This window comes from Citrobacter sp. S55_ASV_140, assembly GCF_018919505.1.
GTDB classification, from domain to species: Bacteria; Pseudomonadota; Gammaproteobacteria; order Enterobacterales; family Enterobacteriaceae; genus Citrobacter; species Citrobacter werkmanii.
Genome location: NZ_JAHLQZ010000118.1, coordinates 1 through 12,702 on the forward strand (window position 1 = coordinate 1; position 12,702 = coordinate 12,702).

The following is a 12,702-nucleotide window of genomic DNA, read 5'->3' on the forward strand; positions in this document are numbered from 1 at the left end:
CTTACTTCATCCTGGGTTTTGTCGCCGCCGCCTGGCTTAAACTCCCTGTGCTGGCGATCGCCGCCGCAGCACTGGCCATGGCGCTGATCGATTTTCTGCGTAAATCACCTGAACCTACAGCACCCGCAGCACAAAAAGAGGAATTCGAAGATGGCATCTAATCAAACGGCTCTGCCGAACGTTTCCGAAACCGAAGAAACGCTGCTGTCCGGCACGAATGAAAACGTCTACGAAGACCAGAATATCGGTGCCGAGCTGACGAAAAAAGATATCAACCGTGTTGCCTGGCGTTCCATGTTGTTACAGGCCTCTTTCAACTATGAACGTATGCAAGCATCAGGATGGTTGTACGGCCTGTTACCTGCACTGAAAAAGATCCATACCAACAAGCGAGACCTGGCGCGTTCAATGAAAGGCCATATGGGCTTCTTCAACACGCACCCGTTCCTGGTCACGTTTGTTATCGGGATTATCCTGGCAATGGAACGCTCCAAGCAGGATGTGAACAGTATTCAAAGTACCAAGATTGCCGTCGGTGCGCCGCTTGGCGGTATCGGTGATGCCATGTTCTGGTTAACGTTATTGCCTATTTGCGGCGGTATCGGGGCAAGCCTGGCGCTACAAGGCTCTATTCTTGGCGCTGTAGTCTTTATTGTGATGTTTAACGTGGTTCATCTTGGTCTGCGCTTTGGGCTGGCACACTATGCTTATCGAATGGGCGTTGCAGCTATCCCACTGATTAAAGCTAACACCAAAAAGGTTGGACATGCGGCATCTATCGTTGGGATGACGGTGATCGGCGCGCTGGTAGCGACCTATGTTCGCCTGAGCACCACGCTGGAAATTACTGCTGGCGATGCGGTTGTGAAACTACAGACAGACGTTATAGACAAGCTGATGCCTGCATTTTTGCCGCTGGTCTACACATTGACCATGTTCTGGCTGGTTCGTCGTGGCTGGAGCCCTCTGCGTCTTATCGCTATTACCGTGGTGCTCGGCATCGTGGGTAAGTTCTGTCACTTCCTGTAAATGTAAGGGGTTGTAGATGTTAGGTATTATTTTGACGGGTCATGGCGGGTTTGCCAGCGGAATGGAAAAAGCGATGAAACAGATTTTAGGTGAACAGACTCAGTTCATCGCCATCGACTTTCCGGAAACCTCAACCACAGCCTTACTCACCTCGCAACTTGAACAGGCAGTGAGTGAACTGGATGCTCAGCAAGACATCGTGTTTCTGACTGACTTGTTGGGCGGAACACCATTTCGCGTCGCTTCCACACTGGCCATGCAAAGGCAAGGTACTGAAGTGATCACCGGCACCAATCTGCAACTGCTGCTGGAAATGGTACTGGAACGCGACGGCCTGAGCAGCGAAGCGTTTCGTTTGCAGGCGCTGGAATGCGGACATCGGGGTTTGACCAGCCTGGTGGACGAGCTGGGACGCTGTCGCGAGGAAAAACCCGTCGAGGAAGGGATATGATACAGGTGCTACGCGCCAAGCGTCTGCTCACGGAACAAGGCTGGCTGGACGATCATCAGGTGCGTATTGAGGATGGCACCATTAGAGCCATTGAGCCTATCGTCTCAGGCGTGATGGTGCGCGATGCTGAGCTGTTGTGCCCTGCATATATCGATACCCATGTGCATGGAGGCGCAGGTGTCGATGTCATGGATGATGCGCCGGATACGCTCGACAAGCTGGCAATGCACAAAGCGCGCGAAGGGGTAGCCAGTTGGCTACCCACCACCGTCACCGCCCCATTACCAGATATTCACCGCGCATTGAAACGTATTGCCCACCGCTACTATTCCGGCGGGCCTGGCGCGCAGGTGCTGGGGAGTTATCTTGAAGGTCCGTACTTTACGCCACAGAACAAAGGGGCGCATCCGCCTGAGCTCTTCAGGGAACTGGAGCTCAGGGAACTGGATGAACTGATTGCGATTTCCCAACAAACATTGCGCGTCGTTGCGCTGGCGCCAGAAAAAACCGGCGCATTGCAGGCTATCAAACATCTGAAGCAGCGCAACGTACGAGTGATGCTGGGCCACAGCGCAGCCACCTGGGAGCAAACCCGCACCGCCTTTGATGTCGGGGCTGATGGGCTGGTTCACTGCTATAACGGTATGACCGGTTTACACCACCGGGAGCCCGGAATGGTTGGTGCAGGGTTAACCGACTCTCGCGCCTGGCTGGAGCTTATCGCTGACGGACACCATGTCCACCCGGCAGCCATGAAGCTATGCTGCTGTTGCGCAAAAGACAGACTGGTGCTGATCACCGATGCGATGCAGGCAGCTGGTATGCCGGACGGGCGCTATACGCTCTGCGGTGAGGAAGTGGAAATGCGCAGCGGTATAGTGCGTACCGCTTCCGGTGGCCTGGCGGGCAGCACGCTCTCGGTTGATGCAGCCGTACGTAATATGGTCGAGTTCACCGGGATTACCTCTGAAGAGGCGATCCACATGGCTTCGCTCCATCCTGCTCGCCTGTTGGGAATCGATCGCCAACGCGGATCGTTAGCGGTGGGTAAATATGCCGACATTATCGCCCTCAATAGCGGCCTGCATTTGCAGCAGATCTGGATTCAGGGTCAGGCTCTCCCCCTTTAGACCTTTCATTTTGTCTCGTATTGGCCTGCGGTCTTTGATCGCCGGGCCTTTCTTTTCCTTTCGCTTATAAAATTTTGATCCGCACAATCTGCAAGAGATTCTTTAAAGATCAACAAGATAATTACAGTCTTCGTTCTCACGATCACAAATTTCGTTTTATTTCATTTTGCATCATTGAACTTTCACTTTCTTTCATATAGATTTTAATCAATCGATCATATGAACAAGTGAAACGAAACGAAAGATAGCGACATTTTGCCAGCGTCTTATGTGGAATTTACGAGACTAAGGACTTAAGTTATGCCAGAAACCTACACCCCTGCTCACGCGTCGACGGGCACCTGGACAGAAGAAGAGATCCGTCAGCAACCCGCTAGTTGGATCCGCTCTCTCGCTAATATCGATAATATTCGATCCGCCATTGATAGCTTTCTCGCGCCATTGTTGCGCAAAAACGATCTGCGGATCGTACTGACCGGGGCGGGTACTTCCGCATTTATCGGCGACATTATTGCTCCGTGGCTGGCAAGCCAAACCGGAAAAAACATCAGCGCCGTGCCGACCACCGATCTGGTCACCAATCCGATGGATTATCTGAATCCCGCACATCCGTTGCTGCTGGTTTCTTTCGCTCGCTCAGGTAACAGCCCCGAAAGCGTTGCGGCTGTGGAACTGGCTAATCAGTTTGTACCTGAGTGTTATCACCTGCCAATTACCTGTAACGAAGCAGGTAGCCTGTATCAAAACGCCGTCGCAAGCGACAATGCCTTTGCACTGTTAATGCCTGCTGAAACGCATGACCGTGGCTTCGCCATGACCAGCAGTATTACCACCATGATGGCCAGTTGCCTGGCGGTATTCGCCCCGCAAAAAATCAACAGCCAGACCTTCCGCGACGTGGCCGATCGTTGCCAGACGATCCTGACATCACTGGGTGATTTCAGCGACGGCGTATTCGGCAACGCGCCATGGAAACGGATCGTCTACCTCGGTAGCGGTGGGTTACAGGGAGCCGCGCGTGAATCGGCACTGAAAGTCCTGGAACTGACAGCGGGTAAACTGGCGGCATTCTATGATTCGCCGACCGGTTTTCGTCATGGGCCAAAATCGCTGGTTGATAACGAAACGCTGGTAGTGGTCTTTGTTTCCAGCCACCCCTATACACGCCAATACGATCTTGATCTGTTAGCTGAGTTACGCCGCGATCGGCAGGCGCTGCGGGTAGTCGCGATTGCCGCACAAACCGATGACGTGATTGAAGCCGGTCCGCATATCCTGCTGCCGCCTGCCCGCACCTTCAATGATATGGAACTGGCGTTCTGCTTCCTGATGTATGCGCAGGTCTTTGCCCTGACACAGTCAATCAGTATCGGTAATACGCCAGATACGCCTTCTGCCAGCGGTACCGTGAACCGCGTCGTACAGGGCGTTGTTATTCATCCCTGGAACGCCTAAAAGGATCGTTTTATGAGCATTATTTCTACAAAATACCTCCTGCAGGATGCGCAAAAAAAAGGCTATGCCGTACCGGCCTTTAACATCCATAACGCCGAAACGATCCAGGCGATCCTGGAAGTGTGCGATGAAATGCAATCGCCGGTGATCCTTGCCGGAACGCCGGGTACGTTTAAACATATCGCGCTGGAAGAGATTTATGCGCTGTGCAGCGCTTATTCCACCAGCTACGGCATGCCGCTGGCGCTGCACCTCGACCACCATGAATCGCTGGACGATATCCGCCGTAAGGTGAATGCCGGGGTGCGCAGCGCCATGATTGATGGCAGCCACTTCCCGTTTGAAGAAAACGTCAAGCTGGTGAAATCCGTTGTGGATTTTTGCCATGCCAAAGATTGCAGCGTGGAAGCTGAGCTGGGCCGCCTCGGCGGCGTTGAAGATGATATGAGCGTGGATGCCGAAAGCGCCTTCCTGACCGACCCGCAGGAAGCGAAACGGTTTGTCGAACGTACCGGCGTCGACAGCCTGGCTGTTGCCATCGGCACGGCACACGGTTTGTATACTAAAACGCCAAAAATCGATTTCCAGCGTTTAGGGGAAATCCGTGAAGTGGTGGATATTCCGCTGGTGCTACATGGCGCAAGCGATGTTCCTGACGACTACGTCCGCCGCACAATCGAACTGGGAATATGCAAAGTTAACGTGGCCACCGAACTGAAAATCGCCTTTGCCGACGCGGTCAAAGCATGGTTTGCAGAAAATCCGCAGGGCAACGATCCCCGCTATTACATGCGGGTCGGTATGGATGCGATGAAAGAAGTGGTGCGGAGTAAAATTAATGTCTGTGGTTCAGCAAACAAATTGATGGCTACCTGCGAATTATCGTGACCATCATTATATTCTGCGCGAGTGCTATCTGCGTGTTGTCAGGTAGCGCTCATTGTTCGAATAATTAGGCGGGATACACACCATCATGACATGTTAAAAACGGCTGCTCATCGTGTGATTCGCGACATACGCCTGGGTAGAAGGACATCCTGAATGCTAAAGAGATCTTGCTACTGATAGCAGCTAAAGCGAAGCACAATGCGGTAGAAAACGACCAGGCCGCCACCGTCACTACAACTATTCCTGATTCATTTTTATGACTGCACCGTAATGTGAGTAGTCTGATTGATGGCTCACAATATCCTGATAAATAAAAATTTACAGCACCCTCCATATCCCCCCTTTTGTCGCGCCAACGCGTTGCAGTTTGCCTTTTAGCTGCAACGCTTTCAGATAGCGCTCTACGGTGCGGGCTGAAATTTCACACTCATCAGCGATACTTTTGGCAGATCTGCCCGGCTGATTCGACAAGATTTGTAGAATACGTTTTTCTATATCCAGTAAATCAGACGACATTTCTTCCGACATTTCTTCCGACATTTCTTCCGACAGGGTTGATGGTTTTCCCAATCCCTCCTGCAAAGCAGAGATGATGTTTTCCAGGATAAACTCTATAAATGGCGTGCAGCTACTTTGCCGATCGCACTGCCCTAACACCTGGTAATAGCGGTCCTGTTGGTAGTGGATCAGTGTCTCTACGGGTAACCACGCCAATTCCGATCGCCACTCACGCAGGATTAATGTCTGCCACAGCCGTCCCATCCGTCCATTACCGTCGGCAAAAGGATGAATAAATTCAAATTCATAATGAAAAACAGCGCCAGCAATCAGCGGGTGAAGCTCTGTCGTTTTTAACCAGCCCAGTAAATCATTCATCAAACGTAAAACTTGTGAGGCTGGCGGAGCCATGTGAATAAGCTGCTTTTCCCTGTAAACACCAACATTGCCGGCACGTAACTGGCCCGGGTTATCGACCAGACCGAGCATGAGGACCCGATGTGCTTGTAAAAGGTCGGATAATTGTTCACTTTTCCATTCCGACATCTTTTCATAGGCCAGAATCGCATTTCTCACTTCCTGTATGTCTTTAGCAGGAGCCAGAATACGTTTTCCTTCCATCAGAGCGGTGACTTGTTCTGTAGTCAATGAATTATGCTCAATCGCTAAAGAGGCCTGAATGGTGCGAATACGATTTTCTTTGTGCAAAAGAGGAGATGCCCTACCAGCCATCGCGGCCCAATGCCCCATCAACTCACCAATTTCAATGACTTGATTAAGGATCAATGGAGTGACGACGAAAGGTGGTTGGTAGGTGCTCACTCTTACTCCCCCTGCTGGTCCAGCGCGTACTTATACAGCGCATTCTTTTTCACGCCGTGAATTTCAGCTGCCAGCGCCGCCGCTTTCTTCAGCGGCAGCTCTTTTTGTAACAACGCCAGCGTACGCAGCGCATCAGCCGGGAGGTCATCTTCCTGCGCTTTATGCCCTTCGACAATCAGCACCATTTCGCCCTTACGACGGTTTTCATCTTCCTTGACCCACGCCAGTAGTTCGCCGACCGGCGCGCCGTGTATGGTTTCCCAGGTTTTGGTCAGTTCGCGCGCCAGCACCACATAACGGGATTCTCCCCAGACGGCGACCATATCTTCCAGACTATCCAGTAAACGGTGAGTGGATTCATAAAAAATAAGCGTACGCGGTTCTGCCTCAATGGCTTTCATCGCATCGCGGCGGCCTTTCGATTTGGCAGGCAGAAAACCCTCATAGCAAAAACGGTCAGACGGCAGACCGGCAGCGCTCAGCGCGGCAATCGCCGCACACGGGCCAGGCAGCGGCACCACGCGGATACCTGCTTCGCGACAGGTGCGCACCAGATGGTAGCCCGGATCGTTAATCAGCGGCGTTCCGGCATCAGAAACCAGCGCAATGTTTTTCCCCTCTTTGAGCTTTGCCACCAGCGTCTCGGCTTTTTGTTGCTCATTGTGATCGTGTAAGGCAAACAAACGGGCGTTAATCGCGAAGTGTTGTAACAATAATCCTGTATGACGGGTGTCTTCAGCGGCAATTAAATCAACGGCTTGTAAAACTTCGAGCGCTCGTTGGGTAATATCAGCCAAATTTCCGATAGGAGTAGGTACAATAAAGAGTTGGCCTTGAGAATTATCCGCCGATTCGTGTTGTTTCATTGTGTCGTCCGTATTGCCGATTTAATATTGAGCATTGCGTAAAAAAATATCACTGGATACAGTATGGTACCCTCAACATTTTCTCGTTTGAAAGCCGCGCGCGCGCTACCAGTCATTCTGGCAGCATTGATTTTCGCAGGCTGTGGCACCCAGGCGCCAGACCAGAGTGCAGCCTATATGCAGGGCACTGCGCAGGCTGATTCCGGCTTTTATCTGCAACAGATGCAGCAAAGTTCAGATGATAGCAAGACCAACTGGCAATTACTCGCCATTCGTGCACTGCTGAAAGAAGGCAAGAGCCAGCAGGCTATCGAATTGTTCAACCAGTTACCGCAGAAACTAAACGATGCCCAGCGTCGTGAGCAGTCACTGCTGGCCGTCGAGATCAAGCTCGCGCAGAAAGATGTCGCGGGAGCCCAGGCCCTGCTGGATAAACTCACGCCCGCCGATTTCGACCAAAACCAGCAGGCGCGTTACTGGCAGGCGCAAATCGACGCCAATCAGGGTCGCCCGTCGCTGTCGCTGCTGCGCGCCCTGATCGCCCAGGAACCACTGCTTGCCGCGAACGCTAAACAGAAAAACATCGATGCAACCTGGCAGGCGCTGTCGTCCATGACCCAGGAGCAAGCGCAGACGCTGGTCATCAATGCGGATGAAAACGTACTGCAAGGCTGGCTGGACCTCCAGCGCGTCTGGTTCGATAACCGTAACGACCCGGACATGATGAAAGCCGGTATTGCCGACTGGCAAAAACGTTACCCGCAAAACCCGGGAGCAAAACTGCTGCCAACGCAGTTGGTTAACGTGCAGAGCTTTAAGCCAGCTTCCACCAGCAAGATTGCCCTGCTGCTGCCGCTGAACGGTCAGGCCGCTGTATTTGGTCGTACTATTCAGCAAGGCTTTGAAGCCGCGAAAAACATGGGCACTCAGCCGGTAGCCGCTCCTGTTACCGCCGCGCCTGCTGCGGATGCCTCTGCTGTGACGACCACGGATCAGCCGCAAACGACTGACGGTGTTGCCAGCCCTTCTCAGGCGTCAGTAAGCGATCTGACCAACGAGACGCCTGCGCAGCCAGAAGCTACAGCCCCACAGCCAACCGCACCAGCACAACCAACGATCGCCAGCGCGCCGGCAAATCCGTCCGCTGAGTTGAAAATCTACGACACCTCATCGCAGCCGCTGAACCAGATCCTGGCCCAGGTTCAGCAGGATGGCGCCAGCATCGTGGTAGGCCCGCTGTTGAAGAATAATGTTGAAGAGCTGATGAAAAGCAATACGCCATTAAACGTCCTGGCGCTTAACCAGCCTGAGTCCGTACAGAATCTGGCGAATGTTTGTTACTTTGCCCTGTCGCCAGAAGATGAAGCGCGCGATGCCGCACGCCACATCCGCGATCAAGGCAAACAGACGCCGCTGCTGTTGATCCCACGCAGTTCGTTAGGCGATCGCGTGGCTAATGCTTTTGCGCAGGAATGGCAAAAACTGGGCGGCGGCGTAGTGCTGCAGCAGAAGTTCGGCTCCACGGCTGAGCTGAAAATGGGTGTCAACGGCGGCGCTGGTATTTCCCTGACGGGCAGCCCGGTAGCCTCTTCTGTACCTGCGCAGCCTGGCGTGACGATTGGCGGTCTGACGATTCCGGCAGCGCCCACCGATGCGCAAATCACCGGGGGCGGTGGCCGTGTTGACGCCGTGTATATTCTGGCGACGCCGGAAGAAATCGCCTTTATTAAACCGATGATCGCCATGCGTAACGGCAGCCAGAGCGGAGCAACGCTGTATGCCAGCTCCCGTAGCGCGCAGGGAACCGCTGGCCCGGACTTCCGTCTGGAAATGGAAGGCTTGCAGTACAGCGAAATCCCAATGCTGGCAGGCGCTAACATGCCTCTCATGCAGCAGGCGCTTGGCGCGGTGCGTAACGACTACTCGCTGGCGCGTATGTACGCGATGGGTGTCGATGCCTGGTCGCTTGCCAACCACTTCTCGCAAATGCGTCAGGTGCAGGGCTTCGAAATTAACGGCAACACTGGCGCATTAACCGCAAATCAGGATTGTGTGATTAACAGGAAGTTATCATGGCTCAAATACCAGCAAGGACAGGTCGTCCCCGCCAGTTAACGAGTAAACAGACCGGTGACGCGTGGGAAGCTGTTGCGCGTGACTGGCTGCACAGCAAGGGACTGCATTTCATCGCCGCCAACGTGCGTGAACGTGGCGGCGAAATCGACCTGATAATGCGTGAAGGCAACACCACCGTATTTGTTGAAGTTCGCTACCGGCGTTCAGCCCAGTTTGGCGGCGCGGCGGCGAGTGTGACCCGGAGCAAACAACACAAATTATTACAGACCGCCCGCTTGTGGCTTGCGCGCCACAATGGGAGTTTTGATACTGTGGATTGCCGGTTCGATGTGTTAGCCTTCACCGGAAATGATGTTGAGTGGTTTCAAGACGCGTTCAACGACCGCTCATAGTTGAAGATTCAGAGCCTGGTTCTTAAGGATTAGCGTGTTAGATAGAATTAAAGTCTGCTTTACAGAAAGCATTCAAACTCAGATAGCTGCGGCTGAAGCGCTCCCGGATGCGATCTCCCGTGCAGCCATGACGCTGGTTCAGTCCCTGCTCAATGGCAACAAAATTCTCTGTTGTGGTAATGGGACGTCCGCTGCCAACGCACAGCATTTTGCTGCCAGCATGATCAATCGTTTTGAAACGGAACGGCCAAGTTTACCTGCTATTGCACTAAATACTGATAATGTGGTCTTAACTGCGATTGCCAACGATCGCCTGCACGACGAAGTTTATGCAAAACAAGTCCGTGCGCTGGGACATGCAGGTGATGTTCTGCTGGCAATCTCTACGCGTGGTAATAGCCGCGATATCGTGAAAGCCGTTGAAGCCGCCGTGACCCGCGACATGACAATCGTCGCGCTGACCGGGTATGACGGAGGGGAGCTGGCCGGGTTGCTGGGGCCGCAGGATGTTGAAATCCGCATTCCTTCACACCACAGCGCCCGCGTTCAGGAAATGCATATGCTTACGGTCAACTGCCTTTGCGATCTCATCGATAACACGCTTTTTCCTCACCAGGATGATTAAGGAGTACACATGAAGGCATTTTCGCCGCTTGCTGTGATTATCGCTGCACTGCTGCTGCAAGGCTGTGTAGCTGCCGCCGTGGTCGGAACCGCAGCCGTCGGGACTAAAGCCGCGACGGATCCGCGTAGTGTCGGCACTCAGGTAGACGACGGAACCCTGGAATTACGCGTCAATACGGCGTTGTCGAAAGATGCCCAGATCAAGAAAGAAGCGCGTATCAACGTTAGCGCGTATCAGGGCAAGGTTCTGCTGGTCGGTCAGTCACCAAATAGCGAGCTGTCTGCGCGGGCAAAACAGATTGCAATGGGCGTAGAAGGTACCACTGAGGTCTTTAATGAGATCCGTCAGGGCCAGCCAATCGGTCTGGGCGATGCGTCCAACGATACCTGGATCACCACCAAAGTACGTTCCCAGTTGCTGACCAGCGATCAGGTGAAATCCTCTAACGTGAAAGTCACCACCGAGAACGGGGAAGTGTTCCTGCTGGGCCTGGTTACTGAACGTGAAGCGAAGGCGGCGGCGGATATCGCCAGCCGGGTAAGCGGCGTGAAACGCGTCACGACGGCCTTTACGTTTATTAAGTAATACCGATGCCGGATAGCGACGCATAAGCGTCTTATCCGGCCTACAGGACGTCATCGTTTGTAGGTCGGATAAACGTCAGCGCCACCCGGCATTTTATTTTGCCCTTTCGCGTAGCTCGGAGGAGGTCAGGATCGTAACGCCCTCATCTCCTGGCGCCAGCGCTTCTGCCAGCATTGCCCGTGCAACATCACGCGCTTCAATCGACTTCCAGTTACCCGGCAGCAGCCTGAACAACGGCGCTAAAAACTTCTCATTCGTCCGCTGTTTATCCCGTTCCCCCAGTAGCATCGAAGGTCGGACAATCGTCAGGCGCGGCCATTTCTGCGCGATTAACGCCTGCTCCATTTCCCCTTTCACCCGGTTATAAAAAAACGGTGAATTCGCATTCGCGCCCATCGAACTCACCACCAGCATATGCTGGGCGCCTAACCGGCGTCCCGTCAGGGCGGTGTCCACCACCAGCGTATAGTCAGCGTGGATAAACGCCTCTTTCGAGCCGGCTTCACGCCGGGTGGTTCCCAGACAACAAAAAACGATATCGACCGGATCGGTGACTTGCGCCAGAGCATCAGTTAGCTGCGGATCATGGGGATTATAAACGCCAACCGTATCAGCCAGCGGTCGACGCGTCGGCGCCGTAATGGCGTTGACCCGGGGTTCATTAAGCAGCATACGCAGCAAATTTCCGCCTACCAGCCCCGTTGCGCCTGTTATTAACACCTGACTCATCCTCGCTCCTTTACAGATTTGTCCGTCTTGCACTCTCAGCCTTAGCGACCAGACTTAATAGTTCATGAGGTAATTATCCGCCAACATGGAAATTCTGCCTCATTCGCAACCAACTCAACGGAGGAAACATGAGCAAGAAGATTGCCGTTTTAATCACTGATGAGTTTGAAGATTCAGAATTTACATCACCAGCAGCAGAATTTCGCCAGGCCGGACATGAAGTCATCACCATTGAAAAACAGGCAGGCAAAACGGTGAAGGGGAAAAAAGGAGAAGCCAGCGTCACCATCGACAAAGCGATCGAGGATGTGCGCCCTGCCGATTTTGACGCCCTGCTACTGCCAGGCGGTCACTCGCCGGACTACCTGCGCGGGGACGATCGTTTCGTGACCTTTACCCGGGATTTCGTTAACAGCGGCAAACCGGTGTTTGCTATTTGCCACGGTCCACAGTTGCTGATCAGCGCGGATGTCATTCGTGGCCGTAAACTTACCGCCGTGAAACCTATCATCATTGACGTAAAAAACGCGGGCGCCGAATTTTACGATCAGGAAATGGTGAATGATAACGATCAGCTGATAACCAGCAGAACACCGGATGACCTGCCAGCGTTTAACCGTGAGGCATTACGTATTCTCGGGGCGTGAGTCTCGTAGCCAGAGCATTTTTTTGCCAAAGCCCAGCGTGTTGTCCGTAAATTTGACTTCATCCAGCCGAATTTCCCACACGGGTGCGGACAGCATTCTGGCCACCGGGAAGCGGCGATTATACGCTTTACGCGCAACGTCGCTCTCCTCCCCCTCAAGACGGCGGATTTCCCCTTTAAACTGTACGCCGCGAATCAGGGCTACCGTTTTGGGCTGGCCGTTTACCGTACCGGCAACAGGCGCACGTGGCCCGGACATCTGAGCATGACGCGTTTTCTCTTCGGTCAGCACATAGAACACCACCTTTTGCGCATCAAACAGGTAAAACGCATTAGCGCACCACAATTCACCATCCTGGTGTACACACCAGGTTACGACGTGCTGTTTTGCCAGCCAGCGGGTCACCGCAGTCAGTGTTTCCATTTCTGTTCTCTTTTATACTGTAGGCCTGAAAATTATCACGTCGATGGTGACAATGACACCCTGGTATCTGTATCTGATCCGTACCG

At 53.3% G+C, this 12,702-nt stretch carries 14 protein-coding genes and 1 pseudogene; 11 read left to right on the top strand and 4 right to left on the bottom strand.

What is annotated here, in order from left to right; translation table 11 throughout:
- From KQJ18_RS16165 to kbaY, 6 genes and pseudogenes are all read left to right on the top strand, one after another.
- Positions 1–161 (top strand): annotated as a pseudogene (locus KQJ18_RS16165) (PTS N-acetylgalactosamine transporter subunit IIC); the annotation flags it as partial.
- Positions 151–1,029, top strand: coding sequence for a PTS N-acetylgalactosamine transporter subunit IID (gene agaE / locus KQJ18_RS16170; RefSeq protein ID WP_038634142.1), 879 nt, complete (start codon positions 151–153; stop codon positions 1,027–1,029). The pseudogene KQJ18_RS16165 and the gene agaE, both read left to right, overlap by 11 nt.
- Positions 1,030–1,045: 16 nt before the next feature.
- A complete protein-coding gene (gene agaF, locus KQJ18_RS16175; RefSeq protein ID WP_038634146.1) occupies positions 1,046–1,480 on the top strand; it encodes a PTS galactosamine/N-acetylgalactosamine transporter subunit IIA in 435 nt (144 codons plus the stop codon).
- On the top strand, positions 1,477–2,610 hold the full coding sequence (gene nagA, locus KQJ18_RS16180; protein ID WP_160955936.1) for an N-acetylglucosamine-6-phosphate deacetylase: 1,134 nt from the start codon (positions 1,477–1,479) through the stop codon (positions 2,608–2,610). The genes agaF and nagA overlap by 4 nt, the downstream gene beginning before the upstream one ends.
- 300 nt (positions 2,611–2,910) lie before the next feature.
- The gene (locus tag KQJ18_RS16185) at positions 2,911–4,065 is read left to right on the top strand and encodes an AgaS family sugar isomerase (protein WP_121529590.1); all 1,155 of its coding nucleotides are present in this window, start codon (positions 2,911–2,913) and stop codon (positions 4,063–4,065) included.
- Between the two features lie 12 nt (positions 4,066–4,077).
- Positions 4,078–4,953: a tagatose-bisphosphate aldolase subunit KbaY gene (gene kbaY, locus KQJ18_RS16190; protein WP_137347325.1), complete on the top strand. Its 876-nt coding sequence runs from the start codon at positions 4,078–4,080 to the stop codon at positions 4,951–4,953.
- A gap of 318 nt (positions 4,954–5,271) precedes the next feature.
- Here kbaY and KQJ18_RS16195 read toward each other — a convergent pair whose 3' ends face one another.
- Positions 5,272–6,273: a Fic family protein gene (locus KQJ18_RS16195; RefSeq protein WP_137347326.1), complete on the bottom strand. Its 1,002-nt coding sequence runs from the start codon at positions 6,271–6,273 to the stop codon at positions 5,272–5,274.
- 2 nt (positions 6,274–6,275) lie between these two features.
- Positions 6,276–7,139, bottom strand: a complete 864-nt coding sequence (gene rsmI, locus KQJ18_RS16200) for a 16S rRNA (cytidine(1402)-2'-O)-methyltransferase (protein ID WP_137347327.1) — start codon at positions 7,137–7,139, stop codon at positions 6,276–6,278.
- 63 nt (positions 7,140–7,202) lie between these two features.
- Here rsmI and KQJ18_RS16205 point away from each other — a divergent pair, with 63 nt between their 5' ends.
- From KQJ18_RS16205 to dolP, 4 genes are read left to right on the top strand one after another with little or no spacing between them, the layout of a single operon-like run.
- A complete protein-coding gene (locus tag KQJ18_RS16205) occupies positions 7,203–9,254 on the top strand; it encodes a penicillin-binding protein activator (RefSeq protein WP_216422300.1) in 2,052 nt (683 codons plus the stop codon).
- Positions 9,212–9,607 carry a YraN family protein gene (locus KQJ18_RS16210; protein WP_216422301.1) on the top strand — a complete coding sequence of 132 codons (396 nt, stop codon included), beginning with the start codon at positions 9,212–9,214 and terminating at the stop codon, positions 9,605–9,607. The genes KQJ18_RS16205 and KQJ18_RS16210 overlap by 43 nt, the downstream gene beginning before the upstream one ends.
- A 34-nt stretch (positions 9,608–9,641) precedes the next feature.
- The gene (gene diaA / locus KQJ18_RS16215; protein ID WP_003024948.1) at positions 9,642–10,232 is read left to right on the top strand and encodes a DnaA initiator-associating protein DiaA; all 591 of its coding nucleotides are present in this window, start codon (positions 9,642–9,644) and stop codon (positions 10,230–10,232) included.
- A gap of 9 nt (positions 10,233–10,241) precedes the next feature.
- Positions 10,242–10,817, top strand: a complete 576-nt coding sequence (gene dolP / locus KQJ18_RS16220; RefSeq protein ID WP_003024954.1) for a division/outer membrane stress-associated lipid-binding lipoprotein — start codon at positions 10,242–10,244, stop codon at positions 10,815–10,817.
- A 93-nt stretch (positions 10,818–10,910) separates the two neighbouring features.
- Here dolP and KQJ18_RS16225 read toward each other — a convergent pair whose 3' ends face one another.
- A complete protein-coding gene (locus tag KQJ18_RS16225; protein WP_038634162.1) occupies positions 10,911–11,546 on the bottom strand; it encodes an NAD(P)H-binding protein in 636 nt (211 codons plus the stop codon).
- Positions 11,547–11,674: 128 nt separating this feature from the next.
- Between KQJ18_RS16225 and KQJ18_RS16230 the strand changes: the two genes are divergently transcribed.
- Positions 11,675–12,193 (top strand): type 1 glutamine amidotransferase domain-containing protein, encoded by a 519-nt coding sequence (locus tag KQJ18_RS16230; RefSeq protein ID WP_038634164.1) that lies wholly within the window; start codon positions 11,675–11,677, stop codon positions 12,191–12,193.
- Here the strand turns inward: KQJ18_RS16230 and KQJ18_RS16235 are convergent.
- Positions 12,173–12,616 (bottom strand): YhbP family protein, encoded by a 444-nt coding sequence (locus KQJ18_RS16235; protein ID WP_087856883.1) that lies wholly within the window; start codon positions 12,614–12,616, stop codon positions 12,173–12,175. The genes KQJ18_RS16230 and KQJ18_RS16235 overlap by 21 nt on opposite strands.
- Positions 12,617–12,702: the final 86 nt, after the last annotated feature.

Bases quoted from the DNA above. Each gene is read 5' to 3' on its own strand.
- agaE (WP_038634142.1), top strand. From the start codon at position 151: ATGGCATCTAATCAAACGGCTCTGCCGAACGTTTCCGAAACCGAAGAA.
- agaF (WP_038634146.1), top strand. From the start codon at position 1,046: ATGTTAGGTATTATTTTGACGGGTCATGGCGGGTTTGCCAGCGGAATG.
- nagA (WP_160955936.1), top strand. From the start codon at position 1,477: ATGATACAGGTGCTACGCGCCAAGCGTCTGCTCACGGAACAAGGCTGG.
- KQJ18_RS16185 (WP_121529590.1), top strand. From the start codon at position 2,911: ATGCCAGAAACCTACACCCCTGCTCACGCGTCGACGGGCACCTGGACA.
- kbaY (WP_137347325.1), top strand. From the start codon at position 4,078: ATGAGCATTATTTCTACAAAATACCTCCTGCAGGATGCGCAAAAAAAA.
- rsmI (WP_137347327.1), bottom strand. From the start codon at position 7,139: ATGAAACAACACGAATCGGCGGATAATTCTCAAGGCCAACTCTTTATT.
- KQJ18_RS16205 (WP_216422300.1), top strand. From the start codon at position 7,203: ATGGTACCCTCAACATTTTCTCGTTTGAAAGCCGCGCGCGCGCTACCA.
- KQJ18_RS16210 (WP_216422301.1), top strand. From the start codon at position 9,212: ATGGCTCAAATACCAGCAAGGACAGGTCGTCCCCGCCAGTTAACGAGT.
- dolP (WP_003024954.1), top strand. From the start codon at position 10,242: ATGAAGGCATTTTCGCCGCTTGCTGTGATTATCGCTGCACTGCTGCTG.
- KQJ18_RS16225 (WP_038634162.1), bottom strand. From the start codon at position 11,546: ATGAGTCAGGTGTTAATAACAGGCGCAACGGGGCTGGTAGGCGGAAAT.
- KQJ18_RS16230 (WP_038634164.1), top strand. From the start codon at position 11,675: ATGAGCAAGAAGATTGCCGTTTTAATCACTGATGAGTTTGAAGATTCA.
- KQJ18_RS16235 (WP_087856883.1), bottom strand. From the start codon at position 12,616: ATGGAAACACTGACTGCGGTGACCCGCTGGCTGGCAAAACAGCACGTC.